Here is a 22,537-nt window from a genome sequence, read left to right on the forward strand (position 1 = left end):
GCATTTTAAGAAAAATGGAATTGAATCTGCAGTCGTCAGTTTAACTGGATCAGTGGATGAGATTGCCAATGCGGCAAAAGGCTGCAATGCCATCGTGTTCACAGCAGGGTCCGGGGGTAGCACCGGTGCTGATCAAACGCTGTTGATTGATCTGGATGGTGCAGTTAAAACGATTGAAGCGGCAGAAATCTTGGGAATCGACCGATTCATCATGGTGAGTGCTTTTCAGGCCAATAATCGCGAAAACTGGAATGAAGCCATCAAACCCTATTATGTGGCCAAGCACTATGCGGATAGGGCATTGTTACAAAGCGATTTAAATTATACGATCATTCGGCCTGGCGGTCTGGTTAATGAACCGGGAACGGGCAAAGTGACCGCCGCCGAGGAATTGGAAAGAGGCTCGATTGCCCGTGAAGATGTGGCTCGAACGATCCTTGCTTCATTGACCGATGAAAATACCTATAAGCGTTCATTTGATTTAATCTCTGGCGATACTGCAATCGCGGAAGCCTTGAGGAAAATTTAACGTAAAACAGGGGCAGGGCCACTCAGTGGTCTCTGCTTATTTAATTCCTTCGATATGCTTGATGACCTTCGCTGGGTTTCCAGCGACAACAACGCCTTCAGGAACATCCTTTGTTACGACGGCCCCTGAGGCGACGACGGAATGACTCCCTATTGTAACGCCAGGATTGATGATGGCCCTTCCTCCAATCCATACATGATCCCCTATCGTAACCGGTTTTCCGTATTCCACTCCAGAACTGCGTTCAAAGGGATCCAGCGGATGTGTAGCTGTATAGATATGCACTCCGGGAGCCAACATGCAGTCCCTGCCAATTTTCACTTCGCAAACATCCAAAATGACACAATCAAAATTAGCATAAAAATTTTCCCCGACAGAAATATTGTATCCATAGTCACAACGGAAAGTGGGTTCAATATATACATTTAGCCCAGTGGAACCTAAAAGCCGTTTCAGCAGTGCGGTCCGTTCATCCCCTTCGCTTTCCGTTGTCTGATTGTATAACCGGGTCAACCTTCTGGCATTTTCACTATCTCTGATTAATTCCGGATCAGCGGCGATGTAAGGTTTCCCGCTCACCATCTTTTCTTTTTCAGTATTCATGTATGCGCCTCCTGTTTTTTTTTTTTTTATATAGTTTGAAATAATATCTGAATATTAAAACATTTTTCCTGCAAAATAAATTGCAGTACTTTTTACTCAACTTTTCTGTTGTATCTAAATGCTTCTCTCGTTTTTTAAAAAAGAAGTTAGAAAAGAAAGATTTTTCCGAATAATGAATGAAATAGCTTTGACAAACGTTCCGCCGGATTTTATAGTAAGAAGAGTTATGGATGATTCATAGTTTCATGAAGGTCCATTTTAACAGATCAGTAGAATGGTTCGAAGTTCATGTCATTTTTTTTCGGAAATTGTGGACAACTCTTTTCTTGGTGAAGATAATCACAAAACAATGGAGGGCTCTATATGTCACAGAAAGCACCGCTGTCTTTCGTCATTGTAACAGGATTAATGCTTTTTGCTTTATTTTTTGGTGCAGGAAACTTAATTTTCCCTGCCATGCTCGGTCAATCCGCGGGGACCAATTTATGGTCGGCCAGTTTAGGGTTCATCATTACTGGTGTTGGACTGCCATTCATTACAATATTGGCCTTTGGTTTTTCAGGGAAAAATGATGTTCAATCGCTTGCAAGCAGGGCACACCCCTTATTCGGCATCATTTTCACCGTCGTTCTTTATTTATCTTTGGGACCGCTTTTCGCACTTCCCAGAACGGGGAGTGTATCCTACGAAATAGGGATTAAACCTTTCCTATCTAATGATGTCGGATTTTTACCATTGCTGATATTCACGATCATATACTTTGGGATTGCCTGTTTATTATCCATCAATCCATCAAAAATGCTCGATATCGTCGGAAAAATATTAACACCTTTATTATTAATTTTCATCGGGATTCTCATTGTGGTCGCAATTATTAACCCAATGGGTGAAATCCAGGCACCAGCGGCTGATTATTCAGATAATTCTTTCTTTAAGGGGTTTAAAGAAGGATATTTGACCATGGATACGCTGGCCGGATTTGCATTTGGGATCATCGTCATCAACGCGATCAAAGATAGAGGGATAACATCAAGAAAAGAAGTGTTGAACTTCTGTATGAAAGCCGGCTTAATCGCTGCCACCTTGTTGGTGATCGTTTATGCGTCTATAACTTATGTAGGTGCAACAAGTGTGGAAAAACTCGGTCAACTGGGTAATGGCGGAGACGTTTTGGCCCAAGCCTCGAACCATTTTTTCGGACCGGCTGGTGCCGTGTTGTTAGGGTTGATTGTAATCGCTGCTTGCCTGACTACAAGCATCGGTTTAATAACGGCTTGTGCTACGTATTTCAATAAAATACTGCCTGCCGTATCGTATAAATCTTATGTCGTCATCTTCTCCGTTTTCAGTGCGGCCGTTGCCAATGTAGGTTTGACCAAGCTGATTTCCATTACAGTGCCTGTGTTAACGGCGCTTTATCCCGTGGCAATCGTTTTGATTGTTCTTACGTTCTTCCATTCCTTATTCAAAGGGAAATCAGAGGTATATTTAGGAAGCTTGTTATTAACGGCCATCATCAGCATAATGGATGGAATAGTGGCATCAGGCATTAAACTGGATGCCGTTTCGGACCTTTTCACTCAATACCTTCCACTATATAGTGTAGGGGTGGGCTGGGTGATTCCTGCCATCATCGGCGGTGTATTGGGCTATATGGTATACCTATTGAAAGGTGACCCTAAGGAAGCCTATTAAGGGATACCATTCTCTAACATCGAATCTTGAAAGGAGCTGTCTTGATGACAGCTCCTTAGTTTGTCTACAAAAGTGAGTTCGGAATGCTCTCACCCGTCCCCTGTTTTAATGAGGCTTGGCATCGGCGGAAATGGAGCGGATTTCTTTAAATCAAGCTGGAACGTCTTTTTCATAAAAAGCTGCAGCGGACTAGTTCTATATGGTTTTTTATTGTTTTATGAACCCTTATTGGATTGAAGAAATTTGCGACACCCCTGCCGAATATCTGGCTAGCCAAGACCCCACAGCCGCTTGCGGTGAGGAGGCTTGGCAGACAGTCGGCGGAAAGGGAGCGGATTTCAGAAATCAAGCTGGAACGTCTTTTTCCTAAAAAGCTGCAGCGAACTAGTTCCATATGGTTTTTTATTGTTCTATGAACCCTTAGTGGATTGAAGAAATTTGCGATACCCCTGCCGAATATCTGGCGAGCCCAGACCCCACAGCCGCGTGCGGTGCGGAGGCTTGGCAGACAGTCGGCGGAAAGGGAGCGGATTTCAGAAATCAAGCTGGAACGTCTTTTTCATAAAAAGCTGCAGCGAACTAGTTTCATATGGTTTTTTATTGTTTTATGAACTCTTATTGTATGGAAGAAAGCTGCGACACTCAGTTAGTTTTGATGAGCCTTGGTTAGAGTAAGGAACGGATTTCTGAAATGAAAAACTCACTTTACTCCGGGTTTATCTACAGTCGGGGAGCTGTCTTGATGACAGCTCCTTTTCTTAGTGTTTGTTTTTAATGGGAAAGAGCCTTAAAATGTTCAGAAAGGGGTGTAGGAACATAATGATCAATCGATTACCAACAGAAATAGCAAATATATTACAAGCAAGCAAAAAGAATCCTGCTCAATTTGAGGAATTGATCAGGAGCGGCGGATATCTGCCTCCCGAGATGGAGTTGATGGTGGATGCCATCACGGCCTTGAGCATGGGGAAGAATATCCTTTTGAAGGGTCCGACAGGGGCTGGAAAGACAAAGTTTGCCGAGACTTTATCGAACTTATTCAATCAGCCGATGTTCAGCGTCAACTGCTCAGTCGACTTGGATGCAGAAAGCTTATTGGGCTTCAAGACGCTGGCTTACAAAGAGGAAAAACAAGTGATAGAATTCGTACCTGGACCAGTGACCAATTCGATGAATCACGGTCACTTCTTATATATAGATGAAATCAACATGGCAAAACCGGAGACTCTGCCGCTTATCAATGGTGTGCTTGATTACAGAAGGACGATAACGAATCCGTTCACGAATGAAGTCATAACGGCAAAAGAAGGCTTTAATGTGATTGCTGCAATCAACGAAGGGTATGTCGGGACAGTGCCGCTGAACGAAGCGCTAAAAAATAGGTTTGTCATCATTGAAGTTCCTTATATCGAAGGGGAGCAGTTAAAGCAATTGATAGAAACCAATACAATGCTGAAGGACCCAAGAAGTATTGACTTGTTCGTTAAACTGTCGAGTGATTTGATAAATGCCGTGAATCAAGGGAAGGTGGCTGAAGATGCGGCGTCGATCAGGGCTTTGCTTGATGCTTGCGATCTGAGTGTGTTGATCCCGCCGAAACGGGCGATTCTTCGTTCCATTGTGGATAAGTTGGACGAGGAACGGGAGCGTGAGTTCGTGAAGAACTTGGCTGACACATTATTCTAACTAGGAGAATGCCTCATGAAGTATATCCGGTTCAATGATTCAATAATAGATACGGCACTTTTTTTACAGCTTCAGGATCTCTCGACTGTTTTATCCGGCATTCCTGAGCTGGAATTCGAATACAATTATGGCTCCTTCATTGATCTGATCGAGAATAAGGTCACTGCCAGCCACTTTTGGGAAAATGGCAATAAGGAAGTAAAGGAAGCGGGGCTGAAAACGGACGTGCTTCTTAGAACGATAGGCACGCTGCATCATACAACAATCCGGAGCATGAAGGAGTATCAGGACAGCATCGGGGAAAGTTCACTCCCGAAGTTTGCAGCCCAATTATTCGCTTTGCTGGAAGATTTGCGATTGGAAGAATTGGTGAAGAAAGAAAGACCAGGCACGAAAAAATGGTTTTCGGTAAGGGGGGCTTACCTTAAACAATATTTCGAAAGCCAATTGGCGACGAATGTCACAAGAAGTTTTGCACTGGATGAATTATATTGCCTCATATATTTACTGCTTCAATCCGACAGGCCGGATCCGATTTTTCCTAGGGCCAACGAAAGGCAGCTGGAAGAACTGGAGAAACTCAAACCGTTCATCCATGCGGTCTTTGATGCCACTAAAACCAGTGATATCACGAGGATTTGCGAGCAAATCGTTTTCCGTGTGAACGATGGGTACGAAGATACGATGAATGAATATTTCATTTTCCCCATTGCAAGTGTGGAAAAGTATAAAGCAAATACCCTATTTGATGAACTGACTAGAAATGATGAACTGTTGAACGATGATACAGATGATGCAGACGAAGAAAAAAGTGAGTTCATTGATGAAAAATTCTCGACTTGGCATCGGGAGAACAAGAACGGCGAAAGTAATTCGACGTTTCTCCAATTTGAATTGGAGCAGGGAACGAAAACAAGCCTGATGGGCGGAGGTGCCCGGGAAGCGGAAGATGCCGACCAAGCACTGGCTTCAATCCAGGGTTCATCAGGGGAAAGTCAACAAAAGGAATACAATCAGCAAGAAACGCTGGAGAAGAAACAAACCAATATGGGCAAAAGCGGTGAACATCCATTTGGTGAAGAAAATAAAGACGTCGTTCAGGTAATCAAAGAAGCCAAAGTACCAACACTTATGGAAGAGAAACGCTACCAAGAGTTTGTTGCGGATATCGAACCGTTCAAGAGGAAACTCTCCAGTACCATTGAAAAGACGCTGGAAAATAAAAAGAACGCACCAAGAAAAGATTTGGTTTTTGGCCGTTTATCAAAGAAATTACTGCCGCTTGTATTTGAAGAAAATCCAAGGGTCTTTTATAAAAAGAACCAGGATTCTAATGAAATGGATGCGGTATTCACATTGCTTATCGATTGCTCGGCTTCCATGCACAACAAAATGGATGAAACGAAACGAGGGGTCGTCCTGTTTCATGAAGTGCTGAAGAAATTAAGGATCCCCCACTCGATCGTGGGTTTCTGGGAAGATGCCAATGAAGTGAGGGAAGGATATCAGCCAAACTACTTCCATGTGATCCAGTCCCATTCCGATTCTCTTTATCTAAACTCAGGAGCTAAAATTATGCAGCTTGAGCCAGAGGAAGACAACCGCGACGGATACAGTATCAGGGTTGCCTCAATGGAATTGGAAAAAAGGCGCGAAAAAAACCGTTTCTTGCTCGTATTTTCCGATGGTGAGCCGGCGGCAAGCGATTATGATCAAAATGGAATTGTCGATACACACCTTGCTGTTTCGGAAGCCAGGAAAAAGGGCATCGAAGTCATCGGCCTGTTTTTAGCGGATGGAGGCATCGATGAGAGTGAAGAGATGACGATGAAAAACATCTATGGCAAAGAACGCCTGATGATTCCGAGTGTAGCTGAATTGCCAGAGCAATTTACACCGCTGTTAAAAAAATTGCTGCTGAAGACCATTTAAGAAATAGTAAATAAACACGCAGTAGGATTCAAATTTGGATCTTACTGTTTTTTTTTGGCTTTGTCAGCTATTGGTGGAAACTTAAAATGAACGTCGAATGAGATTTCTTTTGTCGTGATTGGGGTAAACCATAGATGAGGAAGTGATCATTTTGATGAATGTACTTTTTATGCTGCTTTATTTTATAATCATTGTTCTTGTAATTGAAATATCGGTCACCTTGTTGAAATTGACTGGATTAAAAGGCACAGTGGCAAGATTTCAGGTTATTTCCATGCTGACGGGCACTGGTTTTACAACTGACGAGTCAAAATCCATCATCGATCATCCCGTTCGAAGGAAAATAAGCATGTTCTTAATTTTATTTGGTGCATTCTCGCTTGCTGTCATCATTTCATCGATCAGTACATTGCTTACAGATGATCTGCGTTTGATGGAGTTAAGCATCATTATTGGAATCCTGCTGGTTTTAACCATTTTAGTGAAGGTTCCATTTTTGAATAATAGATTATCGAATAAGATGAAAAGTGAAATGTACAATCATTATGAATTATGGGAACACCCGATAGAAGAGGTCTTATTTTTAGAAGATGAAGACGTGGTCATGGAAATCGATATTTATGAGGGCTCGGAGTTCATCGATGTCAAAGCCTTTGATGTCATTTCACATGGAGCCGATATCAATATTTTATTTATTGAAAGCGGAGAAGTGAAAATCAGAAAAGAGCTATATGAGTATAAAATCAAATTAGGGGATAATCTCTTTTTATATGGAAATAAAAAAGAGATAGAAGAAACATTCTCAAAAGAAATCGAAGAGATGAAGAAGAAAAGTGCATCAGACTGAAAAGATCCCAGCCTATATTAAAGCTGGGATCTTTTGAAGATTGTCTTCATTAGTGTTTTTTATTCGGTAATTTCTGAGCGGGATTCCCATTACCTTGACGGCGCATATTGCCTTCTTGCTTTTTTTGCTGCTCTTGTATGCTTTCAACAAACTCCTTTGAACTTTTCATGGAATGTACCTCCTCCGTTATTTTCTTTTTTACTATAACCAGAAGAGGTGGAATTCATGAGTATGCAAAAAGGAACGGTGGTCATATGGACGAAAAGTGGTGATTTTGTTCCACAAGTGAGTTGAAAAGAATATGGGTCAATCGTTTTAAATATCGCTATCTAATGTTAGAATACATTACATTAGAATATTTTGAATATTGACAAAAATAAAGCCGGTATCTATAATAATCAATAATAATATCCATGAATAAACGTTTATTGGGGTTTTGCCTATGGAACGGACAATGACCGTCCGGGATTTATGTGCGTTGCATACTCATTTATTGGACAGTGATATTCAAATTCTTGAAAACCTATCAACGAATTTACCGTTGATAGCCGATTTGAATAAAGCGAATGTGTTTATTGATTGTCCGGTGCGTGAAGGGAAGCATGCCATTGTCGTTGCAGAGGCATGCGGACACTCCGTTAAATCGGTTTACGATCATCCGGTTGTCGGTAAATTTGCTTATGAGGCATTCGAACCGGCCGTATTTTATGTATTGCGTACCGGAAAGGACATGTTCGTGAATCGGGCATTGACTCAAGAGGGAGCGATGGTCCAGCAAAGTGTCGTTCCAATCAAGGGGGAATGCAATCGTGTCATCGCCGTTTTGATCATGGAAAAGGTGATTCATGAAGAACCTGAGTCTTTCAATCAGTTTGATAGGCAAGATCAACAAAATTCCTTAGTTCCTGAATTTATCGAGGAGTCCATTTTCCTGATTAATTACCAAAACCGACTTGTTTATACGAATCCTGCTGCCATTAATTTAGTATCGGAAATATGTTTGACGGACTGTGTTTTAGGTGAATCGATTTTCGATTATTTTCCTGGCTTTGCCGATGTTCTTGCTTCAAAAGAGGACATTTTGATGAAGGAAATGAACATTGGTAAAAAGATTATCCAACTAAAGAAATTCCATTTGGGCAACAAGAATTCCAATGAAACGTTCATCATCATCCGGGACCTGACTGAACTGCGGGATAAAGAAAGGGAGCTGATCAGCAAGTCAGTAGCGATTCGTGAAATTCATCATAGGGTGAAGAATAATTTGCAGACAGTGGCCAGTTTACTTCGGCTGCAAATGAGGTTAGGAGCCCCTGAAGAAAGCAAGCCCCATTTATTGGTCAGTTTGAACCGGGTGTTAAGCATATCGTCGGTTTATGAAATCATTTTGGCAAGCAGTCAGGTCGATCATGTGGATCTGCTGGAGCTTATTAGAAAAATAGGCGATATGATCGTTCATACGGAGGGGCAAGCTCGCCAATGCGTAAGCATTGAATATAGGGGTGAGCTTCATTCGATTGATTCCGACATTGGCATTTCGGTCGCGCTGGTGGTGAATGAGCTCATTCATAATTGTTTGAAACATGCTTTCAAGGAAGGGACGGAAGGGAATATAACCGTATCCTTGCAAAAGGACGGTCCTGAATTGGAACTTCAAGTAAGAGATGATGGCATCGGATATTCACCTGCAGTGAAACCTTCTTTGGGGCTGGATATCATCCGCATGACGGTGGAAAATGATTTGGATGGGGAGTTTTCGATTCAGCGGATTAAAGAAGGTACCCTGGCTTCTGTAAGATTTCCATACAAGAGGTAGGTGGGAGAAGTGGACAAGAGGATTTTGGTCGTGGAGGATGAATCGATTGTTCTGCTTGATATAACGATCATGCTCAAGGATGCAGGCTTCGATGTGGTTGGACATGCCCGTAATGGCGAGAAGGCGATTGAATTGGCACATGCACTGCAGCCGGATCTCGTTTTGATGGATATCAAAATGCCGAAAATGAATGGGCTTAAGGCTAGCGATGTGATATCCAATACCTTTCAGATTCCGGTCCTGCTTTTAACTGCATTCAGCCAGCGTGAATATATCGACGAGGCGAAGCGAGCGAACATCGTCGGATATCTTGTAAAGCCAATTACGGAGGCGAATCTGATTCCGGCAGTGGAGATAGCTTTGCTGCAAGCAGCCAATACAAAGAAGTATCAGGAACGAAATGCTCAATTGGATGAAACGCTCACAAATCGAAAAGTCATTGAAAAGGCAAAAGGAATCATCATGAAAAGGAAGAATGTCAGCGAAGAAATCGCTTACAATAAGCTGAGAAGGCTTAGTATGGATAAGCAGCTTTCCATGGAGACGGTGGCACGTCGAATCATTGCAAATGATCAAAAACAAGTAAATAGATGAAGCAATGGCGCTTTGATGGACCAAATTGGTTGTAGGCAGGGATTTCTGCCGAAAAACCTAAGTTTGGGCTATAAGAGGCGTCTTTTTTATACCCTTTTTTTAAGTCGATAGGCCAAATCAAATCGGAATTCAGGGGGAATATGTATGGAAATGGTAGGTAAATTCGTTATTTATATCATTATGGTGTGTGCCGTTGTCGGTGCCATTGCATCGATTAAAGACAGTGAGCAGGGCTTGGGGAAACAGTTCATGGAAGGTTTGCATACCGTTGGCCATATATTTATCCCGGCAGCTGGAATCATGGCCTCGATCCCTTATTTATCTTGGTTCATCAATACAGTATGCGGCCCGGTTTTCGCTGCGATCGGTGCAGATCCAGCCCTCGCCGCAACAACGATTTTGGCGACTGATATGGGGGGTTACCAATTAGCGGCCGAGCTGAAGGAATCATATGAAGGCTGGATCATGGCGATGATTGTCGGCTTTATGTCCGGGGCAACGATTGTATTCTCGATCCCAATGGGGCTTGCAATGCTGGAAAAGCGTGATCATAAATACATGGCACTTGGTGTCATGTCAGGAATCCTGACGATTCCTATTGGCGCTTTTATCTCAAGCGTGCTGGTGGTGGCGACGAATTCGAAAATCCGCGAGGTGATTTCCACGAATGCGGATTCTACATACGAATTCGCGTTGAGCTATTTGAAAATTGCCCTGAACCTTTCCCCGCTTCTTATTTTTGTGGTCTTGCTTGCGTTAGGCCTTTATTTCCTGCCGGATTTGATGATCAAAGGTTTCATGTGGTTTGGAAAAATATTGGACGCCGCGATTAAACTAGTGCTGGTGTTTTCGATCGTGGAAATTTTCACCGGATTGTTTTCCAAAGTATTTGGTGCTTGGGGCTTCCATCCGATCATGGCCGATAAGGCAGACCAGTTCCGTGCCCTGGAAACGGCGGGGTATATCGGGATCATGCTGGCAGGTGCATTTCCAATGATTTACCTGATTCAAAAATATGCAGGCAAGCCATTGGAAGCGATGGGCGGGAAAATCGGGTTGAGCAAAGCCGGGAGTGCAGGGATATTAGCCACGGTAGCCAATATATTGGCAATGTTCAAGCTTGTTAAAGAAATGCCGCCGAAGGATAAGGTCATTAACATTTCCTTCGCTGTGTGTGCGGCCTTCCTATTGGGTGATCATTTATCATTCACAGCCAACTTTCAGCCTTCCTTAATATTACCGATCATTGTCGGGAAGCTATCTGCCGGAGCGATTGGAATCGGTCTTGCTTACTGGCTGTCCGTTCCGAAAGCTTTGGAATTAGAAGAAAAGGATCGAGCAGCAGGAGTTATCGGCATAAATGAATATAAAACGAAAAACGAGGAAGAAAACAGCAATGAAATCCAAGTGGTGTAAAACTGGGGTGTGGTTTTAATGAATGAACAGGTGGAACGAATCATCAGTGCAGGAATTGATATTGGCACCAGTACGACGAAACTTGTTATCAGCGAGCTTTCGCTTAGGAATGTGGCGGGTGGCGGACAGGTGCCAAAAATTGAAATTACCGATAAGGAAATTCTGTATCGAAGTCCCATTTTCAGGACACCGCTTGTATCAGAGACGGTAATTGACATACCTGCTGTTCAAAGAATGGTGGAAAGTGAATACCAAAAAGCAGGAATCACGATCGAAAACATACAAACAGGGGCTGTCATCATCACTGGGGAAACGGCAACCAAACAAAATGCAGAAGAAATGGTGTACCGGTTATCTAAAGCGGCGGGGGAATTCCTTGTAGCGGCAGCCGGTCCGGATTTGGAGGGAATCATTGCCGCCAAGGGATCCGGCGCCTATCAACATTCCATCAAGACAAGAAAGACTGTAGCAAACATAGACATTGGCGGGGGGACAGCGAATATTGCCGTATACCATTCAGGCATGCTTTGCGGAACCTGCACACTGCATATAGGAGGCCGTTTGGTGGAGTGGGAAGGAGCGAAGGCGAAGGTTGCTCCTTCAATAGGAAAATGGCTGAAATCAATAGGGCGCTCTCCTTTGAATGGTGAAGGGGCAATCATCGCAAATGAAATGGCGAAGGTGCTTTCGAGGTTTTTGGCTGGCTCCTTCACAAAAGAAGATGAACTTCTATTAGTTGGGAAGGAGCCATCCTGGACAGAACGAATAGACGTGTTGATGTTCTCGGGCGGTGTCAGTGATTGCATCTATCATGAAGAACGGGAGGACGAAAGCTTCCGGGATATCGGCATGATGCTTGCAGCCTCCATCAAGGAAAGTGAAGAATTGGCCGCATGGGAGTGGGAACAGCCTGTTGAAACGGTTCGTGCGACTGTACTTGGAGCAGGCGCACATACAACTGAAATCAGCGGAGCAACCATCGAAGTGAATGATTCTCATCTGCCAGTTCGTAATATTCCAGTCTATCGGGTCGATTTTCATGGCGGGCTTGATGATGTAACCGCGAAAATGACACAAGCTGTTCAGGAAGCGATCACAATATACGATGCTTTGCAGGAGGGGCTGAATTTTGCCTTTTATTTAACGAATTTACCTTACCAATCATTTCGGGACATTCACCGGCTTGCAGTCGCTTTTACCGAGGCACTGAAGAAAAAACCGAATCGGCAGCAGCCTCTGATCATTGTCATGGATAGTGATTATGGAAAGGCACTTGGTCAGACCATTCTAGCGAACCAACCGGATCTGCCGGTCATCTGCATTGATCAGACAGAAGTGGAACATGGTGACTATTTAGATATAGGAAGGCTGCTGCGGACAGGGGTCGTTCCGGTTGTAGTAAAAACGCTAACCTTCCACAGTTAGGAAAAGGAGGATCATACGATGAAATTATCCACTCAATACTTTGGGGAAATCCATCAATTCAAATCGTTGAAAGAAGTCCTGGCCAAAGCGAATGAAGAGAAATCAGGAGATAGGCTTGCGGGAATTGCAGCAGATTCCGTTCAAGAACGGATTGCGGCAAAAGCGGTGCTTAGCGAATTGACTTTGGCGGACATCAGGAACTATCCCCTGCTTTCCCCGGAAGAGGATGAGGTGTCGCGGATCATAGATGGTCTCATCAATGGAACCATCTATCAATCTGTGAAGAATTGGAGCGTTGCCGAACTGCGTGAATATATTTTGAGTGACGAAACGACAGGCGAGGACTTAAAGCGATTAAGCAGGGGATTGAATAGTGAAATGATTGCAGCGGCAGCCAAGTTGATGTCGAACCTCGACCTTATCCATGCAGCCAATAAAATCGAAGTGCTCACCAAGAATAATGGCACGATCGGATACAAAGGAACGCTAGCTTCGCGCCTTCAGCCTAACCACCCGACAGACAATGTGGATGGCATGCTGGCTTCTTTAAAAGAAGGCCTCTCCTATGGAATCGGGGATGCACTCATTGGAATCAACCCTGTCGATGATTCGGTCGAAAGCGTAAAGCGGCTGCTTCATGCGACACAGGATGTCATCCAGAAATGGAACATCCCGACCCAAAACTGTGTGCTTGCGCATGTGACCACGCAAATGAAGGCCGTTCAGCAGGGGGCGCCTGCTGATATGATCTTTCAAAGCATAGCCGGAACGGAAACGGCCAATCGCTCTTTTGGAATTAACGTACAATTGCTCGAAGAAGCTAATGAGATAGCGAAGGCCTATGGCACCGGCACAGGCCCGCAGCATCTTTATTTTGAAACGGGGCAAGGCTCCGAGTTATCGGCCGAGGCGCATTTCGGTATCGATCAGGTGACGCTTGAAGCCAGGAACTATGGATTTGCCCGTTATTTTGACCCATACATTGTCAATACGGTCGTCGGATTCATCGGACCTGAATATCTATATAACAGCAAGCAGGTCATCCGGGCAGGGTTAGAAGATCATTTTATGGGGAAAATGCATGGACTGCCGATGGGGGTGGATATTTGCTATACGAATCATATGAAGGCGGATCAAAATGATATCGAGGACTTGGGTGTACTTTTAACGGCGGCTGGTGTGAATTTCATCATCGCTACTCCGATGGGTGATGACTGCATGTTAAACTATCAGTCTTTGAGTTATCACGATATAGCGACTTTGAGGCAAACGATGGATAAGCGGCCTGCCCCATTATATGAAGCTTGGCTGGAGAAGATGGGGATTATGGATAACGGAAAATTAACGAAGCTTGCCGGTGATCCAACTATATTTAACCATTAGGAGTGGATGATATGGGAATGAATAATAAGGAAGATTTGGATGCCATGATAGCGAAAACCCCTGCGCGGATAGGGGTAGGCAGGTCAGGGACCCGGCCGAAAACGGATTCGTGGCTGAAATTCCGTTTTGACCATGCAGCGGCCGTCGATGCTGTATATGGTGAAGTCAGTGATATTCTTTTGAAGCGCTTGGATTTATTCAAGGTGAAAACGAAGGCCGATGATAAGGAAGTCTATTTACGGCGTCCGGATTATGGCAGGAAGCTTTCGGATGAAGCAAAAAGGGTGATAGATGCCAAATGCATAAAGGCTCCAACGGTTCAAATCATCATTTCCGATGGCTTAAGTGCCAAGGCAATCGAAGAAAATGTCGAGGACGTCTATTTATCTTTCAAACAATCTTTGGCAGTGGCAGGTCTGGATACGGGTACACCATTTTATATTGAAAAGGGCCGGGTTGCCGTGATGGATGATATCGGTGAAATCCTTGGACCTGAGGTCATTGTCCTGTTGATCGGTGAACGGCCCGGTCTTGTCAGTGCTGAATCATTGAGCGCTTACATTTGCTATAAACCACGTTTGGGCACCATTGAAGCGGAGAGGATGGTCATTTCCAACATCCATAAAGGAGGGATCCCCCCTGTTGAAGCTGGAGCGCATCTTGGCACGGTCATTCAAAAGATCCTCAAATACCAAGCGAGCGGCATGTCCCTCGTGAAGAAGGAACATGAAGAAGAAAAGCGTGAAAAACTCGGTTGAGCCCCTAGTGTCTAAAAAAGGAAGTTCGGATGGTCTCATTTGACGATCATTAAGACTAGGTCGTTGATTTCCTCTCCAGGCACTCGCTTTATATGTTTTTTTATTGTTTTATGAATCCGTTATTGGATGGAAGAAAATTGCGACACTCCTGCCGAAAAGCTGGCTAGCCAAGACCCCACAGGCACTTGAGCCGAGGAGGCTTGGCAGACAGTCGGCGGAAAGCGAGCGGATTTCTGAAATCGACTGGATACTTTTGAAATAAAAAAACTGCAGGCACTCGCTTTATATGTTTTTTTATTGTTTTATGAATCCGTTATTGGATGGAAGAAAATTGCGACACTCCTGCCGAAAAGCTGGCTAGCCAAGACCCCACAGGCACTTGAGCCGAGGAGGCTTGGCAGACAGTCGGCGGAAAGCGAGCGGATTTCTGAAATCGACTGGATACTTTTGAAATAAAAAAACTGCAGGCACTCGCTTTATATGTTTTTTTATTGTTTTATGAATCCGTTATTGGATGGAAGAAAATTGCGACACTCCTGCCGAAAAGCTGGCTAGCCAAGACCCCACAGGCACTTGAGCCGAGGAGGCTTGGCAGACAGTCGGCGGAAAGGGAGCGATTTCTGAAATCGACTGGAAATACTTTTAAAATAAAAAAAACTGCAGGCACTCGCTTTATTTGCCTGCAGTCTGGGGGAGCGGATCACTCCCCTATTTACTTGTCCCTAAATTCCATAAACCAAACGGGTTGTAGAAGGGATGTTCTTCTTCATATCTAAAGTCTTGAAGGCCCGTCAATATAAAGTCGGGTGCATCTTGCTGAATGCTAAAGGTTTCGCCATTCTTAAAGAGAGGCCGTTCACCTACATGGTAATAATTAAATGTGTTAAGCAGGGCAGCCGCCTCTTTCGGACTCATTGTGTTAAGTGTCACGGCATCCGGAAGACCAAAGGCCTTCATTCCGAAAGAACAATAATAGTCTTCCTCTCCGATGATCGTGACAAAATGGGCATATACCGAGAGAATATCCGGGCTATGATGAAGATGCTGCCAATCTTCCTTTGAATGGGCAATTCCCGCCGTTTCTATTTTCACTGCCATTCCGCCTGCCTTGAGGATCGCCGCCCCGGCATCGATCAAATCGATAACGGTTCCGGTATCGGATACATCGGCTATTATATAAACGGTAAAGGTATGGTCATTGATTTCCTCTAATGCATTCTCTGAAAAGGCGTCTTTACTGGCGTAAGAAAAGCTCTCTTTCAAAGTGGGTTCATAATCATGGATCTCCGCCTGAAACGTAATGTTCTTATCACTGTTATGAAAAACATTCCCGGCTAATAGATACCCTTCGCTTTGGGAAGCAACCGTTTGAATCAATTCTGTCCGGTCCTTCCATTTACCGGGTATCCCGATGATGATTTGGTTGTCCTTCATGGATCATCTCTCCTTTCCAATCACTTCATACTATACCACTACTGATGTTTTCCATAGCATTTCATGAAAAATGGCGCAAAGTACCGATAAATGCCAGTGAGGGATGTGCAGGACTTTTTCAAAATTATACAATTGATGTATAATATAATCTAGTAAACGTATAGCCTATCTTCAAAGGAATTCCCCTTGTGGGTTTTCTCATAGGGCCGTATCTTAATTATCTATTCGTATATATCAATGATGAAAGAGAGTGGAATATAATGGGTCGTAAGTGGAATAACATTAAAGAAAAAAAAGCGTCAAAAGATGCTAATACTAGTCGGATTTATGCTAAGTTCGGACGGGAAATATATGTAGTGGCAAAACAAGGCGAACCAGATCCAGAATCCAATCAGGCATTAAGGGTCGTACTTGAGCGTGCGAAAACGTACAATGTTCCAAGAGCGATCATTGACCGTGCGATTGAAAAAGCCAAAGGCGGTTCGGAAGAAAACTATGACGAACTTCGTTATGAAGGATTCGGTCCAAATGGTTCAATGGTCATCGTGGATGCATTGACAAACAACGTGAACCGGACGGCATCCGATGTACGTGCCGCATTTGGGAAAAATGGCGGGAATATGGGTGTCAGCGGATCTGTTGCCTATATGTTCGATGCAACGGCTGTCATCGGGATTGAAGGTAAAACGGCTGATGAAGTTCTTGAACTGTTAATGGAAGCGGATGTTGATGTACGAGACATCATTGAAGAAGAAGAAAGTGTCATCGTTTATGCCGAGCCTGAACAATTCCATGCTGTACAACAAGCATTCAAGGATGCAGGAATCAGCGATTTTACAGTGGCGGAGCTGACGATGCTTGCACAAAATGATCTAACCCTTCCGGAAGATGCACAAGCACAATTTGAAAAAATGATTGATGCATTGGAAGATCTGGAAGATGTTCAACAAGTTTATCATAATGTAGAACTTGGTTAATGATAAAATGAGCAGGCCTTTGCTATATGATCAAGGGTCTGCTTATTTCATTTGAAAGGAAAGAACCTGTTCCGAAACACGAAACAGGTTCTTTCCTTTTATTATTCACTTATGGTGATTCCGGAAAGTTCACGGTCTTTCTTTACCTTTTCCAATTCTGAAATAGTGACAAGTTGATAATCTTGGTCATGCAGTTGTTTAATGATTTTTCCTGCAGCCTGGGCGCTAGTTTGATAGATATCATGCATTAATATGACTCTGCCATCTTTGGCTTTGCTCATCACTTTGTTTACGATTTTCTTTTCATTGCGTTCTTTCCAATCCTCTGGATCGACATCCCAAAGTGAGACTTTCATATCCTCCATGTATTCCCGCACATTATGGTTAATCGCCCCATATGGGGGACGGACGAGATTTGGCTCAGTACCTGTAGCTTTTTTTACAGCGTCTTGGGTCTTTTCGATTTGATCTTCGATTTTGTTCTTGCTTAAGCGCGTCAGCTGCGGATGATCCCATGAATGGTTGCCGATCTCATTTCCTTCCTGCAGCATTTTTTGCAGAACTTCCGGATAGTGCTGTACGCGGCTTCCAAGTACGAAAAACGTCGCGTGACCATCATATTTTTTCAGGTCTTCCAGGATGGACAGTGTATGACTTGGATGCGGCCCGTCATCGAACGTCAAGGCAATGACCTTTTTTGAAGGGTCGATCCATTCATTTTGCACGGGCAGTTTGGCGACGATATGTTTTGGCTGCCATTCCTTTACACGATCCTCATTCAAATCTTGACTTTGATATGAATCTAGCAAACTATCTTTAAAAAGATCCTTATTGATGGCTATTGTATGGGTCTTAGTTGAATCATCAGTCTTAACGTAGAAAACGAGTGTATTTTTCAAGACTGAAAAAGAATTGAAGTTGGCTGCCTTCAGTTTGTTTTCCTTTTTAATGAGACTGTTTGAAATGCCTTCTTCTTCCTTCTGCGTTAACTCTTCAAAAACAATATCGGATAAAACGGATAAATAATCAGTATCCGTGGCAAAGATGTCTTCTATGGAGAGCTTTTGCTGAGATGGAATATCATAAGTGAAGATCTGGGTTCCAGACTGCTTCTTTCCTTCCACTTGCTCATATTTATCGAAGGAAATCGTAATGGTCTGTTTGCTGAAATGGAGGATCGTATAGGTGAGGTTAAGCTCGGAAGCTTTTCCGTCGGATGCTTTCCATTTCTTTTCATAATCCTTAATTTCTTTCTTTATGTAGGCTTCTAGCTGCTTGTCGATATTTTCTAAATGCAGAACGGGCCTGCTGGCTGAATACCCGCCTTTCGTATTATCTTTCACATACGTTTGAATATCGGCTTCTGGGTAATTTTTATCAGTTGTATAGGCCGAAACGGTTCTCTTCTTATCAAAAGCAAGGCTTTTAATGGCTAACCCCATCGTTCCTACAGCAGCTGTTAGACAAAATAGAAAAATAAAGACTTTTTTATAATTTAATTTCCTCATGATGCACTCCACCTCGATAATCATTCTACTATATAGACGCGCCAAAAGCCTTAAAAGTTTGTAAAAAATTTCATTTTTTTATATTTATACTTTTTCTTGCTCATTTTCAAACTTTTATGGCTGCACCAACGTCTATTCTTTGTACCCAGGATACGTAATTTAAATGTAAGGAGCTCTAACATGTAATGAAAAACCCAGAAATGAATCAATTAATCGCGGCCCGGATAACCGAAAGGCAAGAGAATTTGTACAGACTTGCTTTTTACTATGTCAAAAACCAAGAGGATGCCCTGGATATCGTGCAGGAATCAATCAGGAAAGCGCTAGCCTCCAGTAGCAAAATAAAAGACGCCGCTTCTATAGATAGTTGGTTATATAAGATCATCGTCCGAACGGCACTGGATGTTTTGCGGAAGAAGAAGAAACTGACCGTCGCCGATGATGAAACAATAGAATACTTGCGCCGCGGTGAGGAGGATCACTATCCTGACCTGGATTTGCAAAAGGCCCTGGAAGGACTTTCAGTCAAGTACAAAACGGTAGTCGTCCTCCGTTTCTTTGAGGACCTGAAGCTGGACGAGATAGCGGAAGTGCTGGAAGAAAACGTAAGCACGATTAAAACGAGATTATATAAAGCGCTGCAACTATTGCGGATCAACATGACTGAAAGGGAGGAAACGAAAAGATGGAAAAAAAATTAAAAGATCTGCGGGAAGAATATCTTAAAATACCGATACCAAAGGAATTGAATGATGTCGTTCAAGCAGCCTTGAATGAAAAGCCAAGGAAAAAACCGAGGATTGGCAGGAATATCCTCGTGTCAGCGGCAGCGGCTCTCCTGATCGTGACAGCTTCCGTAAACATCAGTCCGGCAGCGGCGAAAGCCATGAGTGATATACCGATAGTCGAGAAGGTCATCAAAGTGATTACCTTCGTCGAATGGAAAGAAGAAGCGAATAATTCTTCGGCAGTAATCAAAACGCCTGCAATATCCGGTCTCGAGAATAAACAGCTCGAAGATAGCTTGAATGATAAATACTTATCGGAAAGCAAGCAGCTTTATCAGGAATTCACGGATTCCATGTCAAAACTGAAGGAAGGGGAAAAGGGCAATATCTCGGTGGAAAGCGGATATGTGATATTGACGGATAATGAAACGATCTTATCCGTACAGCGTTATACGGATACGATTTCTGCTTCCAGTTCTACAGAAAGTCAATTCGATACAGTCGACAAGAAAAACGAAGTGCTGTTAACGCTAAATAGCTTATTTAAAGATGATCGCTATCTTCAGGTGATCAGCGAGAACATCAAGGAACAGATGAAGCGGCAGATGGCTGAAGATCCGGAAAAGATATATTGGGTGGAAGATGATGATTTTACTGCTTTTAAAGGCATCGATGAAAACCAAAACTTTTATATAAATGAAGATGGCAAGCTAGTCATCGCCTTTAACAGCTATGAAGCTGCGCCGGGGTACATGGGGGCCGTCGAGTTCATCATTCCGACAAAGGTGCTGTCAGACCTTCTTGTTGGCGATCAATATATCCATTAAAACGGTCCTATTGTAATTCTTAGGCTGTTTTCACATACTTTGTTGCTATTTACCAAGTAGTGAGGTGTGGTTGATTTCCCCTCCAGATGCTCGCTTTCCGCGGGGCGGGCGGCGAGCCTCCTCGGCGTAAACGACTGTGGGGTCTCACCTGTCCCGCTGCACCCGCAGGAGTCTCGCACTTCCGCTCCAATCAACATTAAATAGTTTCGTTTAAAACAACAATTTTTACGAAAAGAGCCAATTCTTATGACGGGCGGAAGGTTTTTAAAACGGCACAAAAAAGACGAACAACGTTACTTACTTACAGTAACCTTGGTTCGTCTCTTTTTTGTTCGAATTTCATCTGGTCCAGTTCCAGCCTCATTTTTTCCGTCTCCATAAGGAAGTTTTCATGTTTAAGTTTTTCAAGCTCCAGTTCAACTTGCAGCATCTTATGTTTGGTTTTTGACTGTTTTTCGAAATGGCTTGTCAGTATTCCGAGTATGGGGATGGAAAAAATCATTACCACGGTTATGATTCCGAACATTATGGTGCCTCCTCTTTTTTAATATCTATTATACGGTGAATATAACGGTTGTGGTGGGGATATTTCAAAATTTTCCATTTACTATACTCATTAATAAGTGCATGGCAACCAAAGTGATATTAAACGTAATACCATGGGGAAAGTTAGGGTAATATATCATTGATGGCCGCTTTCTATTAGATTATATGGACTGTTTTTTAGTGCGAAATCGGGACTTTTGCTTGCATGGTGGATAGCCACTCCTATTTATTTTGAAATTAATTATTTAAATATACTAAATATTTGTTTACAATAGTGAAATTTAAAGTTATTATACAATAATAAAAGGAGGGCTAGGTATGGCAACGATAAATAAACAGAAAATTGTGGATAGTGTACCTCAAAAAGGTTTTTTTGGAAACCCTAAAGGATTATTCACCCTTTTCTTTACTGAGTTCTGGGAGCGTTTCTCCTATTATGGCATGAGAGCCATTCTTGTTTACTATATGTATTATGAAGTTTCTAAAGGGGGATTAGGACTTGATGAAACCACAGCCCTTTCCCTTGTATCCATTTACGGATCTTTAGTTTATATGTCCGGTATAATTGGTGGATGGCTTGCCGATAGGATTTTCGGGACCTCAAAAGCCGTATTATACGGTGGTATCTTGATCATGCTCGGGCATATTGTCCTTGCTGTACCAGGCAATCTCTCCATGTTTTTTGTTTCCATGGTACTCATTGTTCTAGGTACTGGTTTATTAAAACCGAATGTTTCCAGCATTGTCGGTGAAATTTACGCGGAAAACGACGAACGCCGGGATTCCGGTTTCAGTATATTTTATATGGGTATCAACATGGGTGCATTCCTTTCACCACTCATTGTTGGTTCAGTCATGAACTACAGCTTCCACCTTGGGTTTGGTATAGCCGCAATTGGTATGTTAATTGGACTCATCGTCTTTGTTGCAACAAAGAAAAAGAACCTGGGCCTTGCTGGAACTCTTCCTGCTAACCCATTATCACAGAATGAAAAGAAAAAAGTATTCACTAAATTGGGGATAGCTGCACTTATCATTGCTGCCATCATTGGCATCACTGCTTCTGCAGGCATCTTAACGATTGAAACCTTCATTAATCTTGTAGGTATCCTAGGAATCGTTATTCCGACCCTTTATTTCATTTTCATGTATCGCAGCCCGAAAACGACTTCTGTTGAACGTTCACGCTTGATTGCCTATATTCCTTTGTTTATAGCAGCCGTCATGTTCTGGGCGATTCAAGAGCAAGGTGCAACAATATTGGCAAACTATGCAGACAAAAGGACACAGTTGAACTTTGCAGGATTGGAAATAAACCCGGCATGGTTCCAATCTTTGAACCCTTTGTTCATCATTACCCTTGCACCAGTATTCGCATGGTTATGGATTAAACTAGGAAAGCGTCAGCCGACCATTCCTCAAAAATTCTCAATAGGTTTATTGTTCGCCGGTTTATCATTCCTGGTTATCCTGCTTCCTGTTTATTTCGGTGGATCAGACGCATTAGTCAATCCACTATGGCTTGTACTAAGCTATTTCCTTGTAGTACTTGGAGAGCTTTGCTTATCGCCAGTTGGACTTTCTGCCACTACTAAATTGGCTCCAGCTGCATTCTCGGCACAAACAATGAGCCTGTGGTTCCTGGCAAGTGCAGCAGCACAAGCACTGAACGCACAAATCGTTAGATTCTACACACCTCAAACCGAAATGGCTTATTTTGGAGTGATCGGTGTTGCTTCAATCGTCCTTGGACTGGCCCTGATGGCCTTATCACCAAAGATTCAAGGTTACATGAAAGGCATTCGCTAACGCATTAAAAAAGATGACTCCGAA

19 protein-coding genes and 1 pseudogene are annotated in these 22,537 nt (G+C 43.1%); 15 read left to right on the forward strand and 5 right to left on the reverse strand.

Annotation, left to right across the window (positions count from 1 at the left end):
• The coding region (locus A6755_RS04365) for an SDR family oxidoreductase (RefSeq protein ID WP_084738162.1) at window positions 1-529 on the forward strand (529 nt) is incomplete at its 5' end.
• A 36-nt stretch (window positions 530-565) separates the two neighbouring features.
• On the opposite strand, the gene A6755_RS04370 is transcribed toward A6755_RS04365, so the two are convergent.
• The gene (locus A6755_RS04370) at window positions 566-1,132 is read right to left on the reverse strand and encodes a sugar O-acetyltransferase (RefSeq protein ID WP_063589864.1); all 567 of its coding nucleotides are present in this window, start codon (window positions 1,130-1,132) and stop codon (window positions 566-568) included.
• A gap of 363 nt (window positions 1,133-1,495) precedes the next feature.
• Here A6755_RS04370 and brnQ point away from each other — a divergent pair, with 363 nt between their 5' ends.
• The 4 genes from brnQ to A6755_RS04390 all read left to right on the forward strand — a co-directional run bounded on the left by brnQ (window position 1,496) and on the right by A6755_RS04390 (window position 7,292).
• Window positions 1,496-2,827, forward strand: a complete 1,332-nt coding sequence (gene brnQ / locus A6755_RS04375; RefSeq protein WP_063589866.1) for a branched-chain amino acid transport system II carrier protein — start codon at window positions 1,496-1,498, stop codon at window positions 2,825-2,827.
• A gap of 819 nt (window positions 2,828-3,646) precedes the next feature.
• Entirely contained in the window at window positions 3,647-4,513 is an 867-nt protein-coding gene (locus A6755_RS04380; RefSeq protein WP_084737409.1) for an ATP-binding protein, read from the forward strand.
• 15 nt (window positions 4,514-4,528) lie between these two features.
• Window positions 4,529-6,445, forward strand: coding sequence for a vWA domain-containing protein (locus A6755_RS04385; protein ID WP_063589868.1), 1,917 nt, complete (start codon window positions 4,529-4,531; stop codon window positions 6,443-6,445).
• Between the two features lie 154 nt (window positions 6,446-6,599).
• The gene (locus A6755_RS04390; RefSeq protein ID WP_063592426.1) at window positions 6,600-7,292 is read left to right on the forward strand and encodes a hypothetical protein; all 693 of its coding nucleotides are present in this window, start codon (window positions 6,600-6,602) and stop codon (window positions 7,290-7,292) included.
• A 49-nt stretch (window positions 7,293-7,341) separates the two neighbouring features.
• Here the strand turns inward: A6755_RS04390 and A6755_RS04395 are convergent, their stop codons facing one another.
• On the reverse strand, window positions 7,342-7,461 hold the full coding sequence (locus A6755_RS04395) for a DUF4023 domain-containing protein (RefSeq protein ID WP_034310614.1): 120 nt from the start codon (window positions 7,459-7,461) through the stop codon (window positions 7,342-7,344).
• A 273-nt stretch (window positions 7,462-7,734) separates the two neighbouring features.
• Between A6755_RS04395 and A6755_RS04400 the strand changes: the two genes are divergently transcribed.
• The 6 genes and pseudogenes from A6755_RS04400 to eutC form a co-directional block, all read left to right on the forward strand.
• Entirely contained in the window at window positions 7,735-9,108 is a 1,374-nt protein-coding gene (locus A6755_RS04400) for a sensor histidine kinase (protein WP_063589869.1), read from the forward strand.
• A 9-nt stretch (window positions 9,109-9,117) separates the two neighbouring features.
• Complete coding sequence (locus A6755_RS04405; protein ID WP_034311724.1) at window positions 9,118-9,702, forward strand: ANTAR domain-containing response regulator; 585 nt, start codon at window positions 9,118-9,120, stop codon at window positions 9,700-9,702.
• 144 nt (window positions 9,703-9,846) lie between these two features.
• Complete coding sequence (eutH, locus tag A6755_RS04410) at window positions 9,847-11,118, forward strand: ethanolamine utilization protein EutH (RefSeq protein ID WP_034310619.1); 1,272 nt, start codon at window positions 9,847-9,849, stop codon at window positions 11,116-11,118.
• 18 nt (window positions 11,119-11,136) lie between these two features.
• Window positions 11,137-12,543 (forward strand): ethanolamine ammonia-lyase reactivating factor EutA, encoded by a 1,407-nt coding sequence (locus A6755_RS04415; protein WP_063589870.1) that lies wholly within the window; start codon window positions 11,137-11,139, stop codon window positions 12,541-12,543.
• An 18-nt stretch (window positions 12,544-12,561) separates the two neighbouring features.
• Complete coding sequence (locus A6755_RS04420; protein ID WP_063589871.1) at window positions 12,562-13,926, forward strand: ethanolamine ammonia-lyase subunit EutB; 1,365 nt, start codon at window positions 12,562-12,564, stop codon at window positions 13,924-13,926.
• A gap of 23 nt (window positions 13,927-13,949) precedes the next feature.
• Window positions 13,950-14,684, forward strand: a pseudogene (eutC, locus tag A6755_RS04425) (ethanolamine ammonia-lyase subunit EutC); the annotation flags it as partial.
• Between the two features lie 708 nt (window positions 14,685-15,392).
• Here the strand turns inward: eutC and A6755_RS04430 are convergent.
• Complete coding sequence (locus tag A6755_RS04430; RefSeq protein ID WP_063589872.1) at window positions 15,393-16,118, reverse strand: DUF4261 domain-containing protein; 726 nt, start codon at window positions 16,116-16,118, stop codon at window positions 15,393-15,395.
• 260 nt (window positions 16,119-16,378) lie between these two features.
• Between A6755_RS04430 and A6755_RS04435 the strand changes: the two genes are divergently transcribed.
• On the forward strand, window positions 16,379-17,095 hold the full coding sequence (locus tag A6755_RS04435) for a YebC/PmpR family DNA-binding transcriptional regulator (RefSeq protein WP_063589873.1): 717 nt from the start codon (window positions 16,379-16,381) through the stop codon (window positions 17,093-17,095).
• Between the two features lie 101 nt (window positions 17,096-17,196).
• On the opposite strand, the gene A6755_RS04440 is transcribed toward A6755_RS04435, so the two are convergent.
• Window positions 17,197-18,603 (reverse strand): polysaccharide deacetylase family protein, encoded by a 1,407-nt coding sequence (locus A6755_RS04440; RefSeq protein WP_034310629.1) that lies wholly within the window; start codon window positions 18,601-18,603, stop codon window positions 17,197-17,199.
• Window positions 18,604-18,788: 185 nt separating this feature from the next.
• Here A6755_RS04440 and sigV point away from each other — a divergent pair, with 185 nt between their 5' ends.
• Both sigV and rsiV read left to right on the forward strand, forming a co-directional pair.
• Window positions 18,789-19,304, forward strand: a complete 516-nt coding sequence (gene sigV, locus A6755_RS04445) for an RNA polymerase sigma factor SigV (RefSeq protein ID WP_034310632.1) — start codon at window positions 18,789-18,791, stop codon at window positions 19,302-19,304.
• Window positions 19,289-20,158 (forward strand): anti-sigma-V factor RsiV, encoded by an 870-nt coding sequence (gene rsiV / locus A6755_RS04450; RefSeq protein ID WP_063589874.1) that lies wholly within the window; start codon window positions 19,289-19,291, stop codon window positions 20,156-20,158. The genes sigV and rsiV overlap by 16 nt, the downstream gene beginning before the upstream one ends.
• 301 nt (window positions 20,159-20,459) lie before the next feature.
• Here rsiV and A6755_RS04455 read toward each other — a convergent pair whose 3' ends face one another.
• Entirely contained in the window at window positions 20,460-20,684 is a 225-nt protein-coding gene (locus A6755_RS04455) for a hypothetical protein (RefSeq protein WP_063589875.1), read from the reverse strand.
• Between the two features lie 338 nt (window positions 20,685-21,022).
• Between A6755_RS04455 and A6755_RS04460 the strand changes: the two genes are divergently transcribed.
• Window positions 21,023-22,513: a peptide MFS transporter gene (locus tag A6755_RS04460; protein ID WP_063589876.1), complete on the forward strand. Its 1,491-nt coding sequence runs from the start codon at window positions 21,023-21,025 to the stop codon at window positions 22,511-22,513.
• The last annotated feature ends 24 nt before the right edge of the window (window positions 22,514-22,537 follow it).

This window comes from Peribacillus frigoritolerans, from assembly GCF_001636405.1.
GTDB lineage: Bacteria > Bacillota > Bacilli > Bacillales > DSM-1321 > Peribacillus > Peribacillus frigoritolerans.